At 35.6% G+C, this 21,072-nt stretch carries 16 protein-coding genes and 1 tRNA gene; 10 read left to right on the top strand and 7 right to left on the bottom strand.

The window, feature by feature from the left end; translation table 11 throughout:
* Window positions 1-3: 3 nt before the first annotated feature.
* A complete protein-coding gene (locus QF004_RS00680) occupies window positions 4-750 on the bottom strand; it encodes a bifunctional 2-polyprenyl-6-hydroxyphenol methylase/3-demethylubiquinol 3-O-methyltransferase UbiG (RefSeq protein WP_307421840.1) in 747 nt (248 codons plus the stop codon).
* A 169-nt stretch (window positions 751-919) separates the two neighbouring features.
* Between QF004_RS00680 and QF004_RS00685 the strand changes: the two genes are divergently transcribed.
* The 3 genes from QF004_RS00685 to prmA all read left to right on the top strand — a co-directional run bounded on the left by QF004_RS00685 (window position 920) and on the right by prmA (window position 4,118).
* Complete coding sequence (locus QF004_RS00685) at window positions 920-2,095, top strand: class I SAM-dependent RNA methyltransferase (RefSeq protein ID WP_133440430.1); 1,176 nt, start codon at window positions 920-922, stop codon at window positions 2,093-2,095.
* An 80-nt stretch (window positions 2,096-2,175) separates the two neighbouring features.
* The gene (locus QF004_RS00690) at window positions 2,176-3,168 is read left to right on the top strand and encodes a glycosyltransferase family 2 protein (RefSeq protein ID WP_307421842.1); all 993 of its coding nucleotides are present in this window, start codon (window positions 2,176-2,178) and stop codon (window positions 3,166-3,168) included.
* Window positions 3,169-3,290: 122 nt separating this feature from the next.
* Window positions 3,291-4,118: a 50S ribosomal protein L11 methyltransferase gene (gene prmA, locus QF004_RS00695; RefSeq protein ID WP_133440432.1), complete on the top strand. Its 828-nt coding sequence runs from the start codon at window positions 3,291-3,293 to the stop codon at window positions 4,116-4,118.
* A 29-nt stretch (window positions 4,119-4,147) separates the two neighbouring features.
* Here the strand turns inward: prmA and QF004_RS00700 are convergent.
* Window positions 4,148-4,221: transfer RNA gene (locus QF004_RS00700), tRNA-Arg, on the bottom strand.
* Window positions 4,222-4,267: 46 nt separating this feature from the next.
* Between QF004_RS00700 and QF004_RS00705 the strand changes: the two genes are divergently transcribed.
* From QF004_RS00705 to QF004_RS00715, 3 genes are read left to right on the top strand one after another with little or no spacing between them, the layout of a single operon-like run.
* On the top strand, window positions 4,268-5,314 hold the full coding sequence (locus QF004_RS00705) for an ABC transporter substrate-binding protein (protein ID WP_307421844.1): 1,047 nt from the start codon (window positions 4,268-4,270) through the stop codon (window positions 5,312-5,314).
* 47 nt (window positions 5,315-5,361) lie between these two features.
* Window positions 5,362-6,006, top strand: a complete 645-nt coding sequence (mtgA, locus tag QF004_RS00710) for a monofunctional biosynthetic peptidoglycan transglycosylase (RefSeq protein WP_133440434.1) — start codon at window positions 5,362-5,364, stop codon at window positions 6,004-6,006.
* A gap of 18 nt (window positions 6,007-6,024) precedes the next feature.
* Window positions 6,025-8,058: a recombinase gene (locus tag QF004_RS00715; protein ID WP_307421846.1), complete on the top strand. Its 2,034-nt coding sequence runs from the start codon at window positions 6,025-6,027 to the stop codon at window positions 8,056-8,058.
* Here QF004_RS00715 and QF004_RS00720 read toward each other — a convergent pair.
* From QF004_RS00720 to QF004_RS00740, 5 genes are all read right to left on the bottom strand, one after another.
* On the bottom strand, window positions 8,036-8,332 hold the full coding sequence (locus QF004_RS00720) for a hypothetical protein (protein WP_307422168.1): 297 nt from the start codon (window positions 8,330-8,332) through the stop codon (window positions 8,036-8,038). The two genes, QF004_RS00715 and QF004_RS00720, sit on opposite strands and share 23 nt — an antisense overlap.
* Window positions 8,326-9,405, bottom strand: a complete 1,080-nt coding sequence (locus QF004_RS00725) for a DNA replication/repair protein RecF (RefSeq protein WP_307421848.1) — start codon at window positions 9,403-9,405, stop codon at window positions 8,326-8,328. The genes QF004_RS00720 and QF004_RS00725 overlap by 7 nt, the downstream gene beginning before the upstream one ends.
* A 24-nt stretch (window positions 9,406-9,429) precedes the next feature.
* The gene (locus tag QF004_RS00730; protein ID WP_307421849.1) at window positions 9,430-9,702 is read right to left on the bottom strand and encodes a type II toxin-antitoxin system RelE/ParE family toxin; all 273 of its coding nucleotides are present in this window, start codon (window positions 9,700-9,702) and stop codon (window positions 9,430-9,432) included.
* Entirely contained in the window at window positions 9,687-10,001 is a 315-nt protein-coding gene (locus QF004_RS00735; RefSeq protein WP_307421851.1) for a hypothetical protein, read from the bottom strand. Before QF004_RS00735 ends, QF004_RS00730 begins: the two co-directional genes overlap by 16 nt.
* Before the next feature lie 158 nt (window positions 10,002-10,159).
* Window positions 10,160-10,945: a hypothetical protein gene (locus tag QF004_RS00740; RefSeq protein WP_307421853.1), complete on the bottom strand. Its 786-nt coding sequence runs from the start codon at window positions 10,943-10,945 to the stop codon at window positions 10,160-10,162.
* Window positions 10,946-10,979: 34 nt separating this feature from the next.
* On the opposite strand from QF004_RS00740, the gene QF004_RS00745 reads away from it, so the two are divergent.
* From QF004_RS00745 to QF004_RS00760, 4 genes are all read left to right on the top strand, one after another.
* The gene (locus tag QF004_RS00745) at window positions 10,980-16,847 is read left to right on the top strand and encodes an alpha-2-macroglobulin (protein WP_307421855.1); all 5,868 of its coding nucleotides are present in this window, start codon (window positions 10,980-10,982) and stop codon (window positions 16,845-16,847) included.
* A gap of 255 nt (window positions 16,848-17,102) precedes the next feature.
* Window positions 17,103-18,509: a TolC family protein gene (locus QF004_RS00750; protein WP_307421856.1), complete on the top strand. Its 1,407-nt coding sequence runs from the start codon at window positions 17,103-17,105 to the stop codon at window positions 18,507-18,509.
* Window positions 18,510-18,700: 191 nt separating this feature from the next.
* A complete protein-coding gene (locus QF004_RS00755; protein ID WP_307421858.1) occupies window positions 18,701-19,660 on the top strand; it encodes an HlyD family secretion protein in 960 nt (319 codons plus the stop codon).
* A gap of 27 nt (window positions 19,661-19,687) precedes the next feature.
* Complete coding sequence (locus QF004_RS00760; RefSeq protein WP_307421860.1) at window positions 19,688-20,905, top strand: ABC transporter permease; 1,218 nt, start codon at window positions 19,688-19,690, stop codon at window positions 20,903-20,905.
* The last annotated feature ends 167 nt before the right edge of the window (window positions 20,906-21,072 follow it).

Consider the following 21,072-nt stretch of genomic DNA (forward strand, 5'->3'; position numbering starts at 1 on the left):
ATTTTAGTCGTGACTTTTCTTTTTAAAAACATTAATGCATCGCGGAGAACTTTCCAAATTAAATTCATTCAGATGATAATCACCGAAAATCTGAACCCGTTCAAAACCAAACTCCAGAGCATAACTGTTGATTTCTTCCAAAGTGTGCAGTTTTACTTTTTCGAAAAAATGATAATCCTTTCCCTGATCTTTAAAAAAGATATCTTTGATGACGTGTTGGTCTTCAATTTTCTTTTTAATTGTAAAATCAATGCCTTCTTTAGTTGTTTGATCTTCTTTAATTAAAGTATTTTCGACCCATTTCGCATTCAGGAAATCCAGAACAAAATAACCGCCGTCTTTCAAAATATTGGAGATTGATTGAAAAACTTTCCTGTCATCATTTTCATCTTCGAAATAACCGAAACTCGTAAAAAGATTCAAAACAGCATCTGCTTTTTCTACTGATAATTCAGGAAAAATTTCTGCGCGCATATCATGAACTTCAAATTTCAAATCCGAATTTTCGAACTGTTTATTGTGTTCAATGCTCTGCGGAGATAAATCTAAACCTAAAACTTCGTAACCCATTTTGTTCAAAAAAACCGAATGTCGTCCTTTTCCACAAGCGAGATCAATAATTTTCGAATCTTTCGGAATATTTAAGTTACTGATTAGTAGAGTGATGAAGTTTTCTGCTTCTGCAAAATCTCTGTCTTTATAAAGAATGTGATAATAAGGAGTATCAAACCAAGTTTCAAACCATGCCATTCTGCAAAAATAACTAAATTTGCAATTGCAAAACGAGAAGTTGTAAAAAGATTTCTTTTGACAAATATTTTAAAAAATTTCAAAAACAGCAATAGGTCATTTTAAATGAACCTTTAATAATAAACTCAATTCACCTTAAATAATTCAACAAATTGTTGGTCATCACTATATGGATACAGAAAATTTAAAAATACAGATTAAAACGTTTTTCGGCCTCGAAGAAATTTTAGCAGAAGAAATCAGAAAACTCGGCGGAACAAATGTCGAAGTAAAAAACCGTGCGGTGAATGTCGAAGGAGATTTGGGCTTTCTTTACAAAATAAATTATTCAGCAAGAACGGCCTTGAAAATCTTAGTTCCCGTGCTCACTTTCAAAGCGTGGGACGAAAACCGTTTCTATGATAAATTGTTCGATTTTCCGTGGGATGAATATATGACGGTTGATCAGACTTTTGCAATTGACACTACGATTTATTCAGAAAGATTCTCGCATTCTCAGTTCATGGCTCAAAAAATGAAAGATGCGATTGTAGATTTCTTTAAATTTAAATACAACAAAAGACCAAGCGTTGATACGCAAAATCCAGATGTCAAAATACATCTTCATATTGACCGAGAATTGGTGACAATTTCGTTGGATTCTTCCGGCGATCCTTTATTTAAAAGAGGTTACCGAAAAGAACAGGGAGAAGCGCCATTGAATGAAGTGCTTGCTTCAGGAATGTTACAATTAGCAGGTTGGGACGGAAAAGGAAATTTCCTGGATCCAATGTGTGGTTCGGGAACCTTATTAATTGAAGCCGCCATGATTGCTATGGATTTACCGGCGCAGACTTTCCGTAGAAGATTCGGTTTTCAAAACTGGTTGAATTATGACGAAGAATTATTCAAAACAATTAAAGAAGTCCGTCTTAATCGTGTAAAAGAATTCACTGGAAAAATTATCGGTTACGATATCGATTCGGATATGCTTCACGCTGCGAGAATCAATATCGAATCTGCCGAAATGGAGGATGTTATCGAAGTAAAACATCAGGATTTCTTTGAATCTAAAAAAGAATTATTTCCATTAATGATGGTTTTCAATCCGCCTTATGATGAAAGAATAGTAATTAATGATGACGAGTTTTATGCTAAAATTGGAGATACCTTTAAGAAAAACTATCCAAATACTTTGGCTTGGTTAATTTCTTCCGATTTAGATTCATTGAAAAGAGTAGGATTGCGGCCTTCGCGTAAAATTAAACTGTTTAACGGAAAACTGGAATGCCGTTTTATGCAGTATGAAATGTATGAAGGGACGAAGAAAATTCATAAATTGGAAGGGAGAGAAGGAGACAGTTAATCAATTCCATTTTTACTTTTTTGAATTTTTTAAGAATTTTTAGAAATAAGACTTTTGTGCCTTTTGTGGTTAAATAAACTATGCAGTCAATCTCCATCATCATCGCTATCTATAACCGGAAAGACGAACTTTTCGAACTTCTCAATTCTTTATCCCACCAAACCGATAAAGATTTTGAAGTAATCATTGTTGATGACGGTTCGTTGATTAATTTGCGTCCGACTGCCGAATTGTTCAATGAAAGTTTAAAAATTGAGTTTTTCCGGAAAGAAAATTCCGGTCCGGGATTATCACGGAATTACGGAGCAAGAAGAGCCAAAAACGATTGGCTCGTTTTCGTTGATTCCGATGTGATTGTCGAAACCGATTATATTCAAAATATAAAAAAGAATATTTCCGAAATTCCGTGCGATGCTTTTGGTGGCGCAGACAAAGCCCACAAAGGCTTTAATCTGATGCAAAAAGCCATTTCCTATTCCATGACTTCCGTTTTCACAACGGGCGGAATTCGTGGCAGTAAGAAGTCGGTAACTAAATTTCAACCCCGAAGTTTCAATATGGGCGTTCGGAAATCGGCTTTTGAAAAGGTTGGTGGTTTTTCCGAAATGCGCATTGGTGAAGATCCGGATCTTTCAATGCGACTTTGGGAGAACGGCTTCACGACAGCGTTTTTCGACGATATTGGTGTTTATCATAAACGCCGTGTCGACTTTGGAAAGTTCTCCAAACAAGTCTATCAATTTGGTTGTGCGCGCCCGATTCTCAATCAGCGCCATCCGAAATACACCAAGATTTCCTTTGCCTTTCCATCGCTTTTTTTACTGGGATATTTCCTCGGATTTATCGAGTATTTTTTCTTCCAAAAAGGACTGATTTTAGGTTTTTACGGACTCTACACGTTCATCGTTTTCTTCCACGCTTTATACAAAACCAGAAACATCAGCATTGCCGCAATGGCGATTATTTCTACATATATCCAAATGTTCTCCTACGGTTATGGTTTTCTGAAATCGTGGATTTTACTCAACGTTTTCCGCCAAAAACCCGAAGATGCATTTCCGAAACATTTTTAAAGAAATTATTTTTTTTAAAACAAAACCCTTTCAGCGTTTCGTCCTTTGATAATCTTATTTTCAATTGAAAAAACGCTGAAAGGGTTCTTACATAAAATCCCTATTTTTGCAAAAAGATATTCATGCAAAATTACTTAGAATTTAATTTTAAAATTGAGCCACTTCAACCTTGGAACGAGATTTTGATGGCAGAACTCATCGAAATCGGTTTCGACAGTTTTACTGAAGAACACGACGGGATTTTAGCCTACATTCAAACAGAACTTTTCAAAGAAGAAGAACTGAAAGAAGTTCATTTACTTCAAAATCCAGAAATTGCAATTTCCTACACTTTTCAGGAGATGCCGAATATCAACTGGAATGAAGAATGGGAAAAAAACTTTTCTCCGATCAACGTTGAAAACAAGGTTTCTATTCGTGCCGAATTTCATGAGAACCAAAACTTGCCGCACGAAATTATCATTCAGCCAAAAATGTCTTTCGGAACCGGACATCACGCGACAACTTATTTGATGATTCAGCAAATGCTCGACATGGATTTCAAAAACAAAACCGTTTTGGATATGGGTTGCGGAACTTCCGTTTTAGCGATTTTCGCCAAACAGCAGGGTGCCGGAAAAACCGTAGCAATAGATATCGATGAATGGTCAGTTGAAAATTCCATTGAAAACGCTGCACGAAATAACGTAGAGCTTGAAATTTCTCAAGGAACTGCCGATAATTTAGGAAGCGAAAATTTCGATATTATTTTAGCCAACATCAACAGAAATATTTTGATTTCAGATATTCCAACTTATGTTGCGGTTTTAAATAATGGCGGACAGTTATTGCTTTCCGGACTATGTTTCTTCGATGTAGATGATATTCTGGAGGTTTGTAATGAACAGAAACTGACTTTGAAAAAGAAATTACAAAGAGAAGAGTGGGTTTCTTTACTGTTAGAGAAATAAAAAAAACCTAGCGAAATGCTAGGTTTTAGTGACCTCGACAGGATTCAAACCTGTAACCTCCTGAGCCGTAATCAGGTGCGCTATTCAGTTGCGCCACGAGGCCTTTTTTTAGGTCTGCAAATATAACACTTTTTTATTCTTTTCAAATAATGAAAGCGACTTTTTTTACAATTTTTACACTTTTTCTTTTTTTAGCCTGCAAAAAAGAAAGTTCTGCAAAACTGAACGACTGGCAAATCATCTCTGAAAATGTTCAGTTTAAAGATGAAGGCAATGTTTTTCATCTGAAATCAGGGAAATTCGATTATACTGTTCCCATGGCTAAACTTCCTTTTAAAAAGGTGATTCTGTTGAATGCAAGTTTGGTTGGTTATTTTACAGAACTTAATTCAGAACAAAATATCATCGGAATTTCCAGTCCGGAATATGTCTATTCGAAAAAAGTTCAACAAATGATTAGCGATGGAAAAATTCAAAATGTCGGAAATGAGCAGAAATATAATTTAGAGAAAATTATCGCTTTAAAACCTGACGTTATTTTCACCAATTACATCGCAAGTTTTGAGAATACCTATGATTTGATTAAGAAAAACGGAATCGAAATTATTTTCTTGGATGAATATTTAGAACAGAATCCTTTAGAAAAATCGAAATATTTAGTGTTGTTTGGGAAACTCTTTAACCGGGAAAAGAAGGCTGTTGCTCATTTTGAAATCATCGAAAAAAGGTATGATTCTTTGAAAACGGTAGCGAAAAAATCGGTGAATAAGCCGGTGGTTTTGGCCAATGAAATGTATGGCAACCAATGGTTTTTACCGGGCGGGAAATCTAATTTAGCTCAATTTATCTCTGATGCCAATGCAACTTATATTAATGCTGGCAGTTTAGATTCAAAAGCAATCCCGATGAGTTTTGAGGAAGTTTTTGCAAAAGCTCAAAAAGCTGAATATTGGGTGAATATTGGGAATCACGTCAATAAAAAAGAACTCCTTCAAATCAATCCAAATTACACCAAACTTCCGGTTTTTAATGACGGCAAACTCTACACAGTTAATGGCAGAGAAGTCGGGAAATCAAATGATTACTTCGAAAGCGGAGTGGTGAGGGCCGATTTGGTGCTCAAAGATTATATCAAAATTTTTCATCCTGAATTGTTGCCAAATTATCAATTAACGTATTTAAGGGAGCTGAAGTAAATATTATTTCTATTTTTGCATCTTTAAAAATTAGTCATTCAGCGTTTATGTGGAAGAAAATTAAAAAACTTATTTATATCATTATCCTGGCCAATATTCTGTTTATTGTCTGGGGTAAATTTTTTAATCCGCCCATTACTTTTACTCAAATCGGTGGTTTGGTAGAATTTGGAAAACTGAAAAGAGATTATATTTCTTACGGTGAAATGGGTGATAATGTAAAAAAGGCAGTGATTGCGGCAGAAGATCAAAGATTTTTTGATCATAACGGTTTCGATTATCAGGCCATTGAGAAAGCGATGCAGCATAATCAAAAGGGGAAAAAGATTCGCGGAGGAAGTACCATTTCCCAGCAGACGGCAAAAAATGTTTTCCTGTGGCAGGGTAGAAGCTGGATTAGAAAAGGTTTGGAAGCCGTGTACACCTTTATCATCGAATTGGTTTGGGGGAAAGATGTTATTCTGGAAAGATACCTGAATTCGATCGAGATGGGACGTGGCGTGTTTGGAGTTGAAGCTGCCTCAAAATATTACTTTAATAAAAGTGCCCGGGATTTAACCAAAAGTGAAGCAGCCTGGATTGCTACTATTTTACCAAATCCTCAAAAATACGATCCCAAAAATCCATCTCCTTATCTCAATAAAAAGCACAATAGGATTATGCGCCAAATGAATAACATTACGCTTAAATAATTTATCTTTACGGAGATTATGGGAGTTATTTTTCGACATAGAGAAGGTTTCAGTACTGTTCTGACCAAATATTTCAGTTTTAAAAATGAGACCAAATCGTTGGATCCCCTCATTGAATTACTTACAAGTATTCGTTCAGAGGATTTTCATGAGGTTTTGGATTTTCTGCGTGAAAATTATGAAGTTACCGAAAATTTGGGATATTATATCCGCAATTTGTTTGAAGGCAAACCATTTAACCTTTCGCTGACCGAAGCTAATATCTTGTCAGAAAACGCTTTTTATCCTGAACTGAAGAAAAGACTTCTCGATAAAATTTTGCCGAGTGTGGAGAATGAAGAAACAATTTGGTATTTGGTAGATACGGTTTCTGTTCGCCCGAAAGTTGATTTAGCGTTTTTTAGGAACCTGCAGAAAGAGAGTTTAGATGAGATTTTCAGATTGCTGAAGGTCGATCGGTATATTTTGAAACGCAGTGTGAAAAATGAATTGCTCTTTTCATTAAACATACTTTGCTGGCGTATTATCGGGAATGCATTGGATGTGCAGGTGATGAATATGGCACCTGAATATCGAAATTTTGACAATCCGTTTTTGGCAATGCAAAATGAAATTGATCTGTTAAACCTAAGCTATAAAGAGAATCCGGATTTTATATTGACTTCAAAAGATGTCAATTATAAACAGATTAAAGTGCTGATGCAGCAATGCCTGGATTTCGTGGCGCTCGCTTTTAAAAACTCTTCCAAATACGGTATTTCGGGGAAAATCAATCAGTCTTTGATGAAGATTAGACAACAGTTGGAGCGAATGTCAGACATTCTTTCGGTGATGATTTTTGACAAAGAAGAAGACGTTTTAAAGAATTCTAAAAGATTGTTTTTTAAGATATTAGAATATAAATCTCATAAAAATAATCTACGGGAATTAATTTCAGACAGTACAAGACTGAAATCTCACCTGATTACCAATCATACCGCAGAAACCGGTTCTCACTATATTACCTCTACGTCCAAAGATTATATGAGCATGTTTTGGCGTGCAAGTGGCGGCGGCGTCATTGTGGGAGCGCTTTGTGTTTTGAAACTCTTATACGGTTATATTCCGGGAAGTGATTTTTCGCATGCGTTTTACTATGCGTTTAATTATGCGATGGGATTCATCATGATTTATCTGATGAATTATACACTGGCCACGAAACAGCCTGCAATGACGGCTGCTACAATGGCAAAAGTGCTTTCTGAAGGAGAAAATACACGTAAAAATTATGTGGATTTTGCGCATTTGGTTTCCAGATTATTTCGCTCGCAGTTTATCGCTTTTGTAGGAAATGTTTTGCTGGCTTTCCCGATTGCACTTGCGATTATTTACGGAATGGATGTTATTTTTAAACAGAATTTTGCAGTAGAAAAATCGGCTACCTTATTGAGAGATTTGGATCCCGTGCAGTCGAAAGCTATTTTCCATGCGTGTATCGCCGGATTTTTCTTATTTATTTCCGGGATTATTTCCGGTAATGTTGGGAACAGTTCTGTGTTTTATCATATTCCAAAGAGAATAGAAAAAAACCCTTTCCTTAATTATTTTGTCGGGAAAAATACGGCAAAAGGGCTTTCTGAGTATTACGCGAAAAATTGGGCGGGAATTATTTCTAATTTCTGGTTTGGTATTTTCCTTGGAATTACCGGTCCTATCGGTCTTTTCTTCGGTTTAGATTTAGATATCCGGCATATCACTTTCGCTTCCGGAAATTTCGCTTTAGGACTGTACGGCGCTGATTTCTCAGTAAGCAGTGCAACGTTTTGGATTTCTTTTGTAACCGTATTTCTGATCGGATTTTTTAATTTTGCCGTGAGTTTCGGCTTGTCGATGATATTGGCATTCCGCTCCAGAAAGGTGAATTTTGGTGAAGTAAAAGAAATTTACCGTGAAATATTCAGGTATTTTATGAAAAATCCACTGCGTTTCTTTTTGCCAATCCGTTCAGAATTGGATACCAGTACCAAAGAAATGGTGGATAATACCGTGATTACAAAACCAGAAGATCAATAAAATGTTCCTCACCGAATTTCTCCTTAAACTTCTTTAAATAAAAGGTTTTCCGCATTCTGAAATCATTTTTCAGCAAAGGCGATTTTATTCTGATTTCTAAAATTTTCCTGTTTAAATTAACAGACTCTATTTCACTGAAAAGAGCGTCGTTCAGATATTCATGCAAAAAATCCTTGACTTCAAAAGCCAGCAATTTATTTTCGAAACCGTAAAGTCTTGCGAATGATTTCACGAGTTCTGAGGATTGAAATTCTCTTTTTTTCTTTTTCACAATTCAAAGATTTTACTTTCTTCATTAATTCTCTTCACCACATTTTCCGTTCTTTCTCTGCTTGTATCGGTAATGAAAATTTGTCCGAAATGTTCCTGATTGACGAGTTCGATCAATTGTGAAACTCTGGTGTCATCAAGTTTATCGAAAATATCATCCAACAAAAGAATCGGTGTTTTTCCGGTCAGTTCTTTAATGCGGTTCATTTGCGAAAGTTTGAGTGCAATCAAAAAAGATTTCTGTTGTCCCTGACTTGCAGTTTTCTTCATCGATGTTCCGTTCATTTCAAAAAGGAGATCATCTTTGTGGATTCCTTTGGAGGTATAAGTCAGGATTCTGTCTTTTTCTAAATTTTGTTGAAGTAAAGTGCCGAAGGTTTGGTCGCTTAAATCCGATTCATAAATGACCGTAATTTTTTCTTTTCCTTTAGAAATGATGTCGTAATAATTCTGAATTAAAGGCACAATCGAATCGGTGAATTCCCTTCTTTTTTCGAAGATTTTGGTTCCGAATTTTATTAAAGGTTCATTGTAAATTTCCAGACTGTCAAAATCGAAATATCTGTTTTTCGCAAAATCTTTTAATAATGCATTTCTCTGCTGAACCGTTTTTTGATATTGAATTAGGTTAAAAAGATAATCAGAATCGGTCTGCGAAATCATTGAATCTAAAAACTTCCGGCGGCTTTCGCCCGAATCTGAAATCAGATTGGAATCGTAGGGAGAAATGATTACACTAGGCAAAAATCCGATGTGATCTGACATCCGATCGTAGGTTTTATCATTTTTTTTAATGATTTTTTTAGCCTCTTTCGGCTGTTGAATTTTGATGATGTTTTCTTTTTCGCCATCATCAATCGCTCCTTCGATGGTGAAGAAATCTTCGTCCGTTTTAATATTATTAAGATCCTTGTTTCCCAGAAAGCTTTTTGCCATCGACAAATAATAAAGGCTATCCAGAATATTGGTTTTTCCCGCGCCGTTATTTCCCACAAAACAGTTAATTTGTGCTGAAAATTCAAAATTTCGTTCGGGATGGTTTTTAAAGTTGATAAGGGATAATTTTTTAATAATCATAATCCTAAAATGTTTTCGAGTTTTTCAGGGTTGTCTGGTATCCCAAATGGTGATGATTTCAATTTGATTGGTTGAAATTTTATATATAAAATAAAAATCTTTAATTAATCGTTTTCTACAATCGGTGTTCTTAATTTTGATGCCAATTTCAGGGTATTCAAGAATTAATAATGCATATCTGTTGAAGAGATTATTGAGCTTTCTTGAATATTTGGATTTATTTCTTTCAGTCCAGTATCTTAGAATTTCCTTCCGCTGCATTTTGGCAGAAATAGCCCACTTTAATCTTCTAGCCATTCTTCAAAATATTTTTCAACCTCTTCATTATCGATCACTCTTCCGTTTTTCACGTCATCTAATCCTTTTTCAATCATTTTCAAAACCGCCTCTGGCAAAACAATTTCTTCTTCCCGGAAATATTCTTCTACTTCTTCTTCGGTCATTGGTTTTTCGGATTCATAGATTGATTGAGTTTCAGTGACGGATGTTACATTCTCAGCAGTGATCAATTCCCACAATTTTAAAATCAAATTTCGGTCAGAACTTTCACTGATTGTTCTGATTAATTTACTTTTTAGAAATTCAAAATTTTCCATCACTCAATATTTCTGTAAAGGTAAAAATTTCATTTCAGAATGCTTTCAAAAAAGAGCGTTGAGTTTTAGTTTTCGAAATTCACGAAATGGGGAATATCGGTGCCGGATCTTTTTAAATGCCTTATAAGAAAGTTGATTTTTTTAAGCAGAAAGGAACATCAATTTAGAAGATGTTTTAATATAATAAATAGGAAAGGAATTCCACTACAACTCTCTACCCAAAAAGAAAAGTAGGTTTCTTTGTTTGAGTTCTCCGAAAAATAAATCAGAAGGTAAGTTATAATCGAGGTTAAAAAAAAGGCAAAAGAAAACTCAGTTTTTAAGGAAAAGATGGCAATCATTACACTGATAAAAATCAAAATATAAGCAAAGTGTTTTGTGTTTTGAATGCCGATTAATCGTGGGAAAGTTACAATCGTATCAGAGTTGACATCCCGGATATCAAATGGCAAAACCAGCGCAGTAATAAAGAGCCAGCTAATCCAGAAAATTTCTCGGTTAAATTCCGGCAAAATCAGCCAGGAATTGATTAATGCCCAGGTCAGACCCACATAAAATATTTTGAATAAAGGGATTTTCCGGACAAAAAATTTCAGAAAGGTACTGTCGTATAAAAGCCCTAGAACTACGATGATGGCCCATTTAATCAACCTGTTTTCATTGTGATTGTACAGAATTAAAACGGCCGAAATAATTCCGGATATCACGTTGAAAATCAGGATTCTGTAAAAAAGTTTTCCTGTGTTTTGGTATTTTGTGTAGAGATAGCCGCTGAAGTAAGTGATGAAAATTAATGCAATGGTCGGTATTTTGATAATATTCTCCTCCAACATAAAAAATACAGCAAAAAAAGTCCCCATCAAAGAAACATACAGTTGACTGTCGATAAGGTATTTTTTTAGTAAATTTAAACTGTTCATAAAAATCGCCTTCAGGTGTTTCAAAAACGCTGAAGTTTTTAAATAAGTAAACAAATCTATGAAAAATAAAATTTTCGCACTCCTCGTTCTGCTATTTGCTTTCAACGGAATTTTCGCACAGAAATATTATGACCTCCAGTGGAAGAAAGTGGCCGAAAATTACAAAACCGGAAAGTTTAAATCGAATCTTCCTTTAATTTTAGAAATTCAAAGTCACGCCATGAAAGAAGAGAATGCGGTTCAACTCATCCGTTCGCTAAAAGCAGAATTCAGCATCGTTAATCAAACTTCCGATGATGCGAAAAATGATTCTTCGGGCAAATTTTTCACCAAAATTGATGGTTTGCAAACGAAGTTAAAAGGCGGTGATCAATTATTATATCAGGTTTTACTTGGAGCGTTTTTTACGGATTATTACAATCAGAATCAATGGCGGATCAATCAGAGAACCAATTTGAATAATCAGGATTTTACCCAGATTGAAACCTGGTCGAAACTGGATTTTAAAAATTATTTAACCCAACATTTTCAAAACTTAGAAACGAAAAAAGTTGAACTTCAAAAAGTGAAAATGTCGAAATACAAAGAAATTTTTGATGAAACAGAAAATCTGGACTATTTCCCAACTTTGTTTGACTGGAATGCGATGAACGAAATCAAGTTCTACAACAATTCTCAGTTGTTCACGCCCAATGAACTGAAAGTCAATCAATCGAAAATTTCAGATTTATATTCAGAACTCATTCAGAAAAATACTGGGAATGCAAAACTTTATTTTCAGCACCAGAAATTAAATGACGATTGTGGTTTTTCAAAATGTAAAGATAAATTACAGCAACTTCAAAACCTCGTTAAATCTTCAACGGAAGGTGATTATAAAGTATTGATTAATACCGAAATTATTGATCAGTTAATGAATGAACAAAAATATGCAGAAGCGCTGGCTTTAATTAAAAATACGAAGCAAGAATATCCGAATTCTAAATTTCTGAACAGTATTATCAACCGCGAAAACAGTATTTTGCAGCCAAGTTTAACTTTAAATTACGAAAAACATACGCAGGCAAATTTGCCGATTCATTTGGTTGCGGATGCGAAAAACGTTTCAAAATTTTCTTTAAATATTTATGAAGTTAAAGATGACCCGCAGAATTTTCTGAAATATGTGGCAAACTCATATGATAAAACCCGTTTTCCGGCAGTGAAGAAAACCTTGGTTCGGAAAGAAACTTTTGATTTACAGGATTTGAAAGATTATAAGAATCACAAAACTTCTCTGGAAATAAAACCGCTTCCGTCCGGAATTTATCTTGCAGAATATGTGGTGGAAAACGCGATTCAGGAGAATTTCTATTTTATCGCCACGAATTCACGAATTATTTTTAACAAAAAAGATGACCGTAAAAGTATTGACAATCAACTACAACTTGTAAACCGCGAAAACGGGAAATCGGTTTCGAACGAAAATCTGAAAATTTTTGAATTTACCAACGATAACAAAGCCAATTCTTTTAGTGTAAAAACGGATCAGTCTGCGCTTTTTAGATTTCCGGTTTCTAAAGATAATCAGTATTACCGCTACTATTTGGTGCAGCAACCTTCTTCGAATGATTATAATTTAATGCAGGTTTATGGAAATCAATATTATAATGAACCAAAAAAAATAGAAGAGAAAAATCTTGCCCAAATTTTTATCGATCGGGGAATTTATCGCCCGGGACAAATCGTTTATTTCAAAGTAATTAACACCAAACTGTTGATGGATAAAGAATCTGTCGCAGTTGGAATCAAACAGAAAATAACATTGAACGATGCGAATGGTCAGGAAATTTCTTCCCAGACTTTTACGACCAATGAATTCGGTTCGTATAACGGAAGTTTCACTTTGCCGAACGGAAAACTCAACGGTCAGTTTTCATTAGAAGTTGATTCTGATGATTTAGATGATGATGCGACCAAATATTTTCAGGTTGAAGAATACAAACGGCCGAAATTTGAAGTGACTTTCGAACCCATAAAATCGGAATATAAATACGGCGAAACTATTGAACTGAAAGGAAAAGCGATGATGTTTTCCGGCGTGGCTTTAAGCAATTCAACCGTTAATTATGAAATCAAAAAACAGAATATCCGCTGGAGATATTTTTGGTGGTATCCGCGGGGAAATGATAACGAAAATTCCATTTTAGGCGAAGTCAAAACCAATGATAAAGGAGAATTTATTATTAAAATTGATTTGAAAAAAGATGAAACTCTAGAAGGAATTCAGATTGACAATTATCAAATCAATGCTTCGGTCACGGATATTAATGGTGAAACACAATCTGCGACGGAAAATGTAAAAGTAGCCTCGGTTTCTCATTACATCAAAACCGATGATATTAAAGATAGTTTCACCGATGAACCCATTAAAATTAAGGTAGAAACCAAAAATTACAACGATCAGAATATCAAGAAATCTTATCAGGTAAAATTGTCGAAAATGCAGCCGAAAGAAAGAATTTTCCGGACCAATTTTGAAAATCAAATTCAGGATCTGCCGAAGTTTTCGAAAGCAGAATTCATTCAAAAATTCCCGCACGATTATTTCTCGAAGGAAGAAAAGGAATGTAAAACACAAGCTGTCATTCTAAACGGAGAAAAACGAAGTGAAGAATCTCTTGATTTAGGGAAATTAGGTGCCGGAAATTACAAACTCGAACTCTTCAACATCGAAGGAAAAGACACCATTAAAACAGAAAAAACATTCGCAGTTTATGATAAAAGATTCCTGAGCGATTCACAGAAACCTTTCCTGAAAGTCATCAATTCAAAGACCGAATATCAGAGAAATGAAAAAGCGAAAATTTATGTTTATTCGGCAATTCCTGATGCTTTGGTAAAAATTTATCTGCAAAACGGAAACGGAGAAACTGTAACGGAAGAGAAAAAACTGAAGAACGGCGTTTTGGAATATGAAGTTTCTTTTCCGAAAAATCAAAGTATCGATCAGATTAATGTTCAGTTTCAGTTGGTTGCTTTTAATGACGTAAAAACGGAAAACATCAATTTAAGTATTGCTTCCGACAAAAAACCATTGCGTATCGAAACCGTCACTTTCCGCGATAAACTACAACCCGGACAAAAAGAAAAATGGACGGTAAAAGTTTTAGGCGAGGATAAAGAGAAAATCAACGCTGAAGTTTTAGCCAATATGTACGATAAATCTTTGGATCAGTTTGCTGGCAATTCTTTCTCGTGGCAGAAATTATATCAGCAGTATTTCATCATGAATTCCTATGATATTAATGAAAGTTTGTTACAGAAAAATTACAGTAAAAGAGTTCCTTATTTGAAAACTAAAAATGTAAATGTCCCTGAATTTAATTGGTTTGATGGTGGAATTTATGGAAATTTTTTATACAGTGTGGTTCCTTCTCCAACGAAAGCAGCCAAAAAGGAGGTGATGTCAGATTCTGTTATAAGTGAGGATGGTGCAAAAATTTCAACAACTCAAGTTTATACTGATGTTGAAGAAGTAGACGCTGATGGATACATTATTAAAATTAATGGCCAGCCAGTTAGACCAAGGAAAAAAATCGATGAAGGAAAGCAAAACTTAGATAAAATTCCAGTCCGTCAAAACCTCAATGAAACAGCATTTTTCTACCCCAATTTATTAACCGATAAAGACGGAAATATCACCTTTGAATTTACATCTCCGGAAGCATTAACACAATGGAAACTGATGTTTTTGGCACATACTAAAGATGCGCGCTCGGCAACTTTGGAAAAATCGGTGGTTACGCAGAAGGAGTTTTCGGTAACGCCAAATTATCCACGTTTTTTGCGTGAAGGTGATGAACTGAATTTGCAATCGAAATTGTCGAGTTTAGTAGAAAAAAAATTAAGTGGAGTAGCGCAGCTTCAGATTTTAGATGCGTTTACGAATGAAGATATTTCTTCTCAATTTAATTTAAAGGAAACTCAAAAATCATTTAATTTAACTGAAAACGGAAATTCTGTAGTGAACTGGACCGTGAAAGTTCCAAATAACGTTTCTTCCATTTTATTTAAAATTGTCGCAAAAGCGGGTGATTTTTCCGATGGTGAACAAAAAGCAATCGCCATTTTGCCAAACAGAATGTTGGTTACCGATGCTGTTCCGATTTTTGTAAAAGAAGGTCAGACGAAAACTTTTGTCTTAGAAAATTTGGTAAAAAACACTTCGACAACAGCCATCAATTTTTCAAATACTTTGGAATTAACGACCAATCCGATTTGGGAGATTATGTTCGCTTTACCAAGTTTGAAAAACGACGCGAACAATTCTGCGGATGTAGTTTTTAACAAATGGTTTGCAGACGTTTTGGCTTCCGAAATTTTTAAAGCCAATCCGAAACTGAAAACTGTATTTGAAGAATATCAGTCGAAAGGTTTATTGAAATCTAATCTGGATAAAAATCAGGAACTGAAACAATTGCTTTTGGAAGAAACGCCGTGGGTTTTAGAAAGTAAAAATGAAACCGAACAAATGGAGAAGTTAGCACGTTTGTTCGATGCTAATAATATGCGGAATTCCATTAATGAAGATTGGAGCGAATTGCAGAAACTGCAAAATCCGGATGGTGGATTTTCCTGGTATCAAGGTTATCCGAGTTCGTATTATAACTCGCTTTATATTCTTAAATCTTTAGGGAAAATTAATGAATGGCTGAAAGGAAACGTGGCAGATTATCAATCTAAGGAAGAGAAAGAAATGGTTTCGAAACTCATTAATTATGTTGATTCTGAAGTCAATAAATATGGACCAATTGAAAGAAAAGACGTGGTGAATAATTACGTTCTTGATTATTTGGACACCCGAAATTATTGGGAAAAAGAATATCCTTTAAATGTAAAAGGGAAAGCGTTGAAAAATGCAGTTATTGCTAAAGCGAAAACAGAAAAAATAACCGATTTCACATTCTTTGGATTGCACCGTTTGGCGCTGTTATTTGATGATTACGGAGTGAAAGATCTGTCAAAAAAAATCCTGACTTATTTAAAAGAAACTTCCACAGAATCGGAAACGCAGGGGATTTACTGGAAACAGAATCTCGATAACTGGGGTTGGTATAATTCCAAAACCGTGAATCACGCAGGAGCTTTGGAAGCATTTAATAAACTCACGCCAAACGATACGAATTTTATTGAAGAAATGAAAATTTGGCTCATCACTCAAAAAGAAGTTAATTCCTGGGGAAGTTCGCGCGGAACGGCAGAAGTGATTTTCACTATTTTAAATTCAGGGAAATCATGGACTTCAAGTGACAGTGATAAAGCCACCATTGCTTGGGGCGGAAAAGAACTCACCAATCCGGATACAAAAGCAACAGGTTACGTGAAATCGACGATTAAAAATGAAAATATCGACAAAAAATTAGGAACCGTTACGATTACGAAACCTGGTGCAGGAATTGTTCAGGGTGGCTTATTCTGGCAGTATTATGAAGATTTGGATAAAATAAAATCTTCGGAATCTTATCTTTCAATCGTGAAAGAATTGTACAAAAAAGTGAAAACCGTAAACGGTGAAGAATTGGTGAAAATTGCGGAAAATTCGCCATTAAAAATCGGCGATAAAGTCACGGTAAGAATGATTTTAAACACCGACCGAAACATGCAATTCATTCATTTAAAAGATATGCGTGCTGCAGGATTTGAACCTTCAAACGTGATTTCCGGGTATGAATGGAAAAATGGCTTGGGTTATTATCAATCCACGAAAGATGCGTCCACAAACTTCTACATCGAAAATATGAAGAAAGGGAAATACGTTTTCGAGTATGATTACATCTGCAATGCATCGGGAACGTTTAGTAACGGAATGACGACGTTGCAGAATTATTATGCACCGCAAATGAATGCGCATACGAAAGGAACGAAAGTTACAATTACCGAATAATCAACTTTGACAAAGTTTTAAAATTTTTGTTAAAACTTTTAAAGAGATCCGCTTCAAGTTTTGAAGCGGATTTTTTGCTTTATCCGAAAAATTCAACCACATATTTTTTCGTAAATTTATTTATGAATTGTTGGTGTGGATAAGTCAATATTTATCTCCTCAAATTCATAAGGAAAATTCATTTTTTGACAAATGTCAAAGGATTTGATTTCTATTCTCCGCAACTTTGTACCATCAAACAAACAAATAGAGAAAATGAAAACCTTTAAAAATAATCTGGGCAAATTGCTGCTCTTTTTTCCGCTGGTTTTTTCCGCCCAACAGGCACCAACTTTACAGGAACTGATTGACAGTGCTTTGGTTAATGACGGAAGTTTAACACAACAAACCCTCGAAAATAAATACACCAAACTGGATGATCAAAAATTGAAAGATGTTTTTCTTCCGAAAGTTGATATCTCGGGGAAAGCTGGTTATCTGTACGCAAGTGCTCATTTAAAATCTCCGGAAATTGGTATTCCTCCCATTCCAGGAGTTTTTCCGGGCGCTGTAATTCCAGAAGGTCAGCTCGACAATAACCTTAATATTTCGGGACTTTCTGCTTTAGCAAAAGCTGAAGCGAGCGTTCTTCTCTATTCCGGCGGGAAAGTGAAATATCTGAAAGAAGCCAACAGAGAAAAAAATATTTCTGAAAATTTATTGATGCAAAAAAGCCGGGATGAAATCATCACCGAAGTTTCAAAAGCCTATGATCAAATGGCTTTGGTGCAAGAATCCAAAAAAGTTTTAGATGAAGCAAAAAAACGTTTGGACATCAACAGAAAAACCGCCGATAAAGCTTTAGGTTACGGATTGATTACGCCGTACGACCGAAAAAAAATTGAACTGGCGCAAGCAACTTTGGATTCGAAATTAGTAGAGTACGAAGGAAAAAAAGAACTTTTGATTACCCAGATCGAAATATTAACCGGAATCGAAAGAGAAAGAATTGCTTTAATTCAACCGCAATTACAAACAATTTCCTACGAAGTTCTCGATCAGAATATTGAAAATAGAGTAGAAATCCAGGCTTTGAATCACGGTATCAAGGCCACCGATTATAAAATTAAAGCTGAGGAAAGATGGTGGGTTCCGAAGGTTCAGGCGCAAACTTCACTGAGTTATTTCGGTCTGTTCAATAGTAACATTTCGACTTCCAAAGAATTGTTGCCGAACACAGGAAAGAAACTCGATCTGAATCCTGCGAATACAAGTGTTTTTCCATTATTTCAGGCGGGAATTGGATTTAAATGGGATGTTTTTGATGGTAATGAAGGAAAACATCTGGTGGAAAAAGCGAAAATAGAAAAGGAAATTTTAGAAAATAAAAAACGTGACGCTTCCAAGAAATTGAATCTTAATTTAGCTAACAATCAAACCAATTATACGATTGCTAATGCTCAAATTAAGCTAAAAGAAAAGTCCCGCGAAATTGCAAAAGAAGGTTTAGAACAGGTGGAAAAAGAATTCCGGTACGGAACCAAAACTTCCTCCGCTTTAATTGATGCAGAAAACGATTTGGAGAATGCGGAACTGGAATTACAAACCGCAATTTTTAACCAAAGAAGAAGTGCAATCGAACTGATGAAATCCACTCAGAATTTGCAGATCCAAAACCTTTAACTTTTAACCGCAAAAGAGACAAAAGACAAATGAAGTAAGATTTTCAAAAGTCTGCAAAAATTGAGACATTTACGGTATTTACATTTTGCAAACTGTTGAAATACCTCCATTAAAATAAAACTTTTGCCTCTTTTGCGGTTGAAACATTTAGACTCTCTTTAGAAACCAATCATAACAAACAACCAATCAAAATGAAAAATACTGTATTAACGTCTTTGGCTTTGGTAAGTGTGCTGGCACTTTCGGGCTGTAAAGAATCAAAACCGGAAAGGGAAATTGTGGGCAAAACTAAAAAAGAAATTATTTCTTTTGCTCCAAAATTATCAGGAAGGATTTTAACCATTAAAGTGGAAGAAGGACAAACCGTAAAAGTGGGTGATACGCTCGCAATTCTAGACGTTCCCGAAGTTTCTGCAAAAATTGCGCAGGCAAAAGGTGCAACTTCCGCTGCAAGAGCGCAGGTTCAAATGGCTCAAAACGGTGCGACAGCCGATCAGCTCCGTCAGTTAAGAGCCAAACAAAAAGGTTTGCATGAACAGTTTCAGTATGCACAGAAATCTTTTAACCGGGCAAAAAATATGTACCGCGACAGTTTGCTTTCGCCTCAAAATTACGATGAATATTACGCAAAATATCAAGGAGCAAAAGCGCAGTTGGATGCCGTAAATGCGGAACTTCACGATGTGGAATCAGGAACCCGTTTTGAAAAAATAGAAATGGCGCAGGGACAGGAAAGTCAGGCACGAGGTGCTTTGCAGGAAGCCAATGTGGCGTATTCCGAAAAGTATATCATCGCCACCAATGATATGGAAATCGAAACCATCGCTCTCAACAAAGGAGAATTGGCGACCGCAGGTTATCCGCTTTTCACAGGTTATATTCCCGACACTTCTTATTTCAGATTTACCATTCCGGAGTCTAAAATTGCGAAATATCAGAAAGGAATGACCGTGAAAATGTTCGTTAATTATAATAAAAAAGAATTTATGGGAAAAATTGTCGCCATAAAACAACTGGCGAAATACGCTGATATCACCACCGCTTTCCCGGATTATGAACCGGAAGAAGCGATTTACGAAATCAAAGTGGTGCCGGAAAATCAGCAGGCGGCGAAAGATATTTTGGTGAATTCAAATGTGACTTTAAAGTAATTCAAAAATTAAATTAAATCGCAGAAAATGAAACAAATCAGATATTTATTGAAAAGGGAATTCCACCTGTTTTTCACCAACAGAACGATGCTTTCCGTTTTCTTTTTAGCACCGGTTTTTTACGCTTTGCTCATCGGTTTCACCTACAAATCCGGGAAAGTAGAAAATATTCCCGTCATCGTGGTGAATCACGACAACACGCCGTTATCCAATCAGGTGGTAGAAATGCTGCAGGACAGCAAAGCGTTGAACATATTAAATTATATCAACGAACCCGCAAACCTGAAAGACGAAACCATCAAAACAGAAGCTGCCGCGGTAATCATCATTCCGGAACGTTTCGAAGCGATGATGCTTCAGAAAAAATATCCGGAGGTGAATGTTTACGTGAACACTTCAAATGTTTTGACGGCGAATTTTGCCACCAAAGCCATTCAGTTGACTTTAGGAACCTTTTCTGCGGGAGCCGAAATTAAAGCGTTGGAGAAAAAAGGAATGAATGCAGATTTGGCGAAAACCCAATATGAACCTTTCAAAGCGAACTATATTACGCTCTTCAACACCACGAGTAATTATCTGGTTTTTATGTGGCCGGCAATGATGGCGGTCGTTTTACAGCAGGTGATTTTACTCGCAATGGCGGTAACTTTTTCCGAAGAATTTAAAAGAGAATCTTTCCTAAAAGATTTTGCCGGAAAAGAAAAATATGCGGTTTTCGTCATGGCGATTAAATGTCTGCCCATCTGGATTTTCGCGAATTTCAATATTTTGTTTTTCTATCTGTGCAGTTTATATTTTAGAATTCCGGTACCCGACAATGTTTGGAATTTCTTTTTAATCACCGCAGTTTTTGTAGTGGCGGCAACCAATCTAGGCGTTCTCGTCAGTATTCTGGTACCGGATGCGCTGAAAGCAACGCAAGTTTTAATGGTCATCGCATCTCCCGCGTTTATCATCAGTGGATTTACGTGGCCAACTTATGCGATGCCTGCGTTCATCAAAAGTTTTACGGCGATTATTCCGCTGACTCCTTATCTGGAAGCGTTGAAAATTATGGTCGTACAAAATGGTTCTGATGTTTTAACCAAAAAATATTTAGTTCATCTCTTTATTTTAGGTTGGGTGTATTTTATTTTAGGTTGGATCGCCCTGAAAATTAAAATTCATTTCCTTTTTAAAAAATATAAAATCTCGCAAAATATTGAAAAAGACGAGTTATCGGAATTAATTTCTTCCGAGGAATAATTTTGACTTAAAGTAATAACAGTTTTCATACTGTTTGTTTGTTGAGGACGTCTGGGCTGTAGTACAGACGTTCTTTTTTATTTTTGGCAGACATTTCGCTCGTCTTTAAGGACGAGATTCCCGCTTTTTTATTCCGTTTCGTTGCATAAAAAGAGTTTCACTCAAGC

The organism is Chryseobacterium sp. MDT2-18, from assembly GCF_030815285.1.
In the GTDB taxonomy this organism is placed as follows: Bacteria; Bacteroidota; Bacteroidia; order Flavobacteriales; family Weeksellaceae; genus Kaistella; species Kaistella salivictor.

Coding starts and splice junctions, on each gene's coding strand:
- mtgA (WP_133440434.1), top strand. CDS start 5,362: ATGTGGAAGAAAATTAAAAAACTTATTTATATCATTATCCTGGCCAAT.
- QF004_RS00730 (WP_307421849.1), bottom strand. CDS start 9,702: ATGGCTAGAAGATTAAAGTGGGCTATTTCTGCCAAAATGCAGCGGAAG.
- QF004_RS00760 (WP_307421860.1), top strand. CDS start 19,688: ATGAAACAAATCAGATATTTATTGAAAAGGGAATTCCACCTGTTTTTC.
- QF004_RS00735 (WP_307421851.1), bottom strand. CDS start 10,001: ATGGAAAATTTTGAATTTCTAAAAAGTAAATTAATCAGAACAATCAGT.
- prmA (WP_133440432.1), top strand. CDS start 3,291: ATGCAAAATTACTTAGAATTTAATTTTAAAATTGAGCCACTTCAACCT.
- QF004_RS00685 (WP_133440430.1), top strand. CDS start 920: ATGGATACAGAAAATTTAAAAATACAGATTAAAACGTTTTTCGGCCTC.
- QF004_RS00755 (WP_307421858.1), top strand. CDS start 18,701: ATGAAAAATACTGTATTAACGTCTTTGGCTTTGGTAAGTGTGCTGGCA.
- QF004_RS00745 (WP_307421855.1), top strand. CDS start 10,980: ATGAAAAATAAAATTTTCGCACTCCTCGTTCTGCTATTTGCTTTCAAC.
- QF004_RS00715 (WP_307421846.1), top strand. CDS start 6,025: ATGGGAGTTATTTTTCGACATAGAGAAGGTTTCAGTACTGTTCTGACC.
- QF004_RS00690 (WP_307421842.1), top strand. CDS start 2,176: ATGCAGTCAATCTCCATCATCATCGCTATCTATAACCGGAAAGACGAA.
- QF004_RS00680 (WP_307421840.1), bottom strand. CDS start 750: ATGGCATGGTTTGAAACTTGGTTTGATACTCCTTATTATCACATTCTT.
- QF004_RS00750 (WP_307421856.1), top strand. CDS start 17,103: ATGAAAACCTTTAAAAATAATCTGGGCAAATTGCTGCTCTTTTTTCCG.
- QF004_RS00725 (WP_307421848.1), bottom strand. CDS start 9,405: ATGATTATTAAAAAATTATCCCTTATCAACTTTAAAAACCATCCCGAA.
- QF004_RS00705 (WP_307421844.1), top strand. CDS start 4,268: ATGAAAGCGACTTTTTTTACAATTTTTACACTTTTTCTTTTTTTAGCC.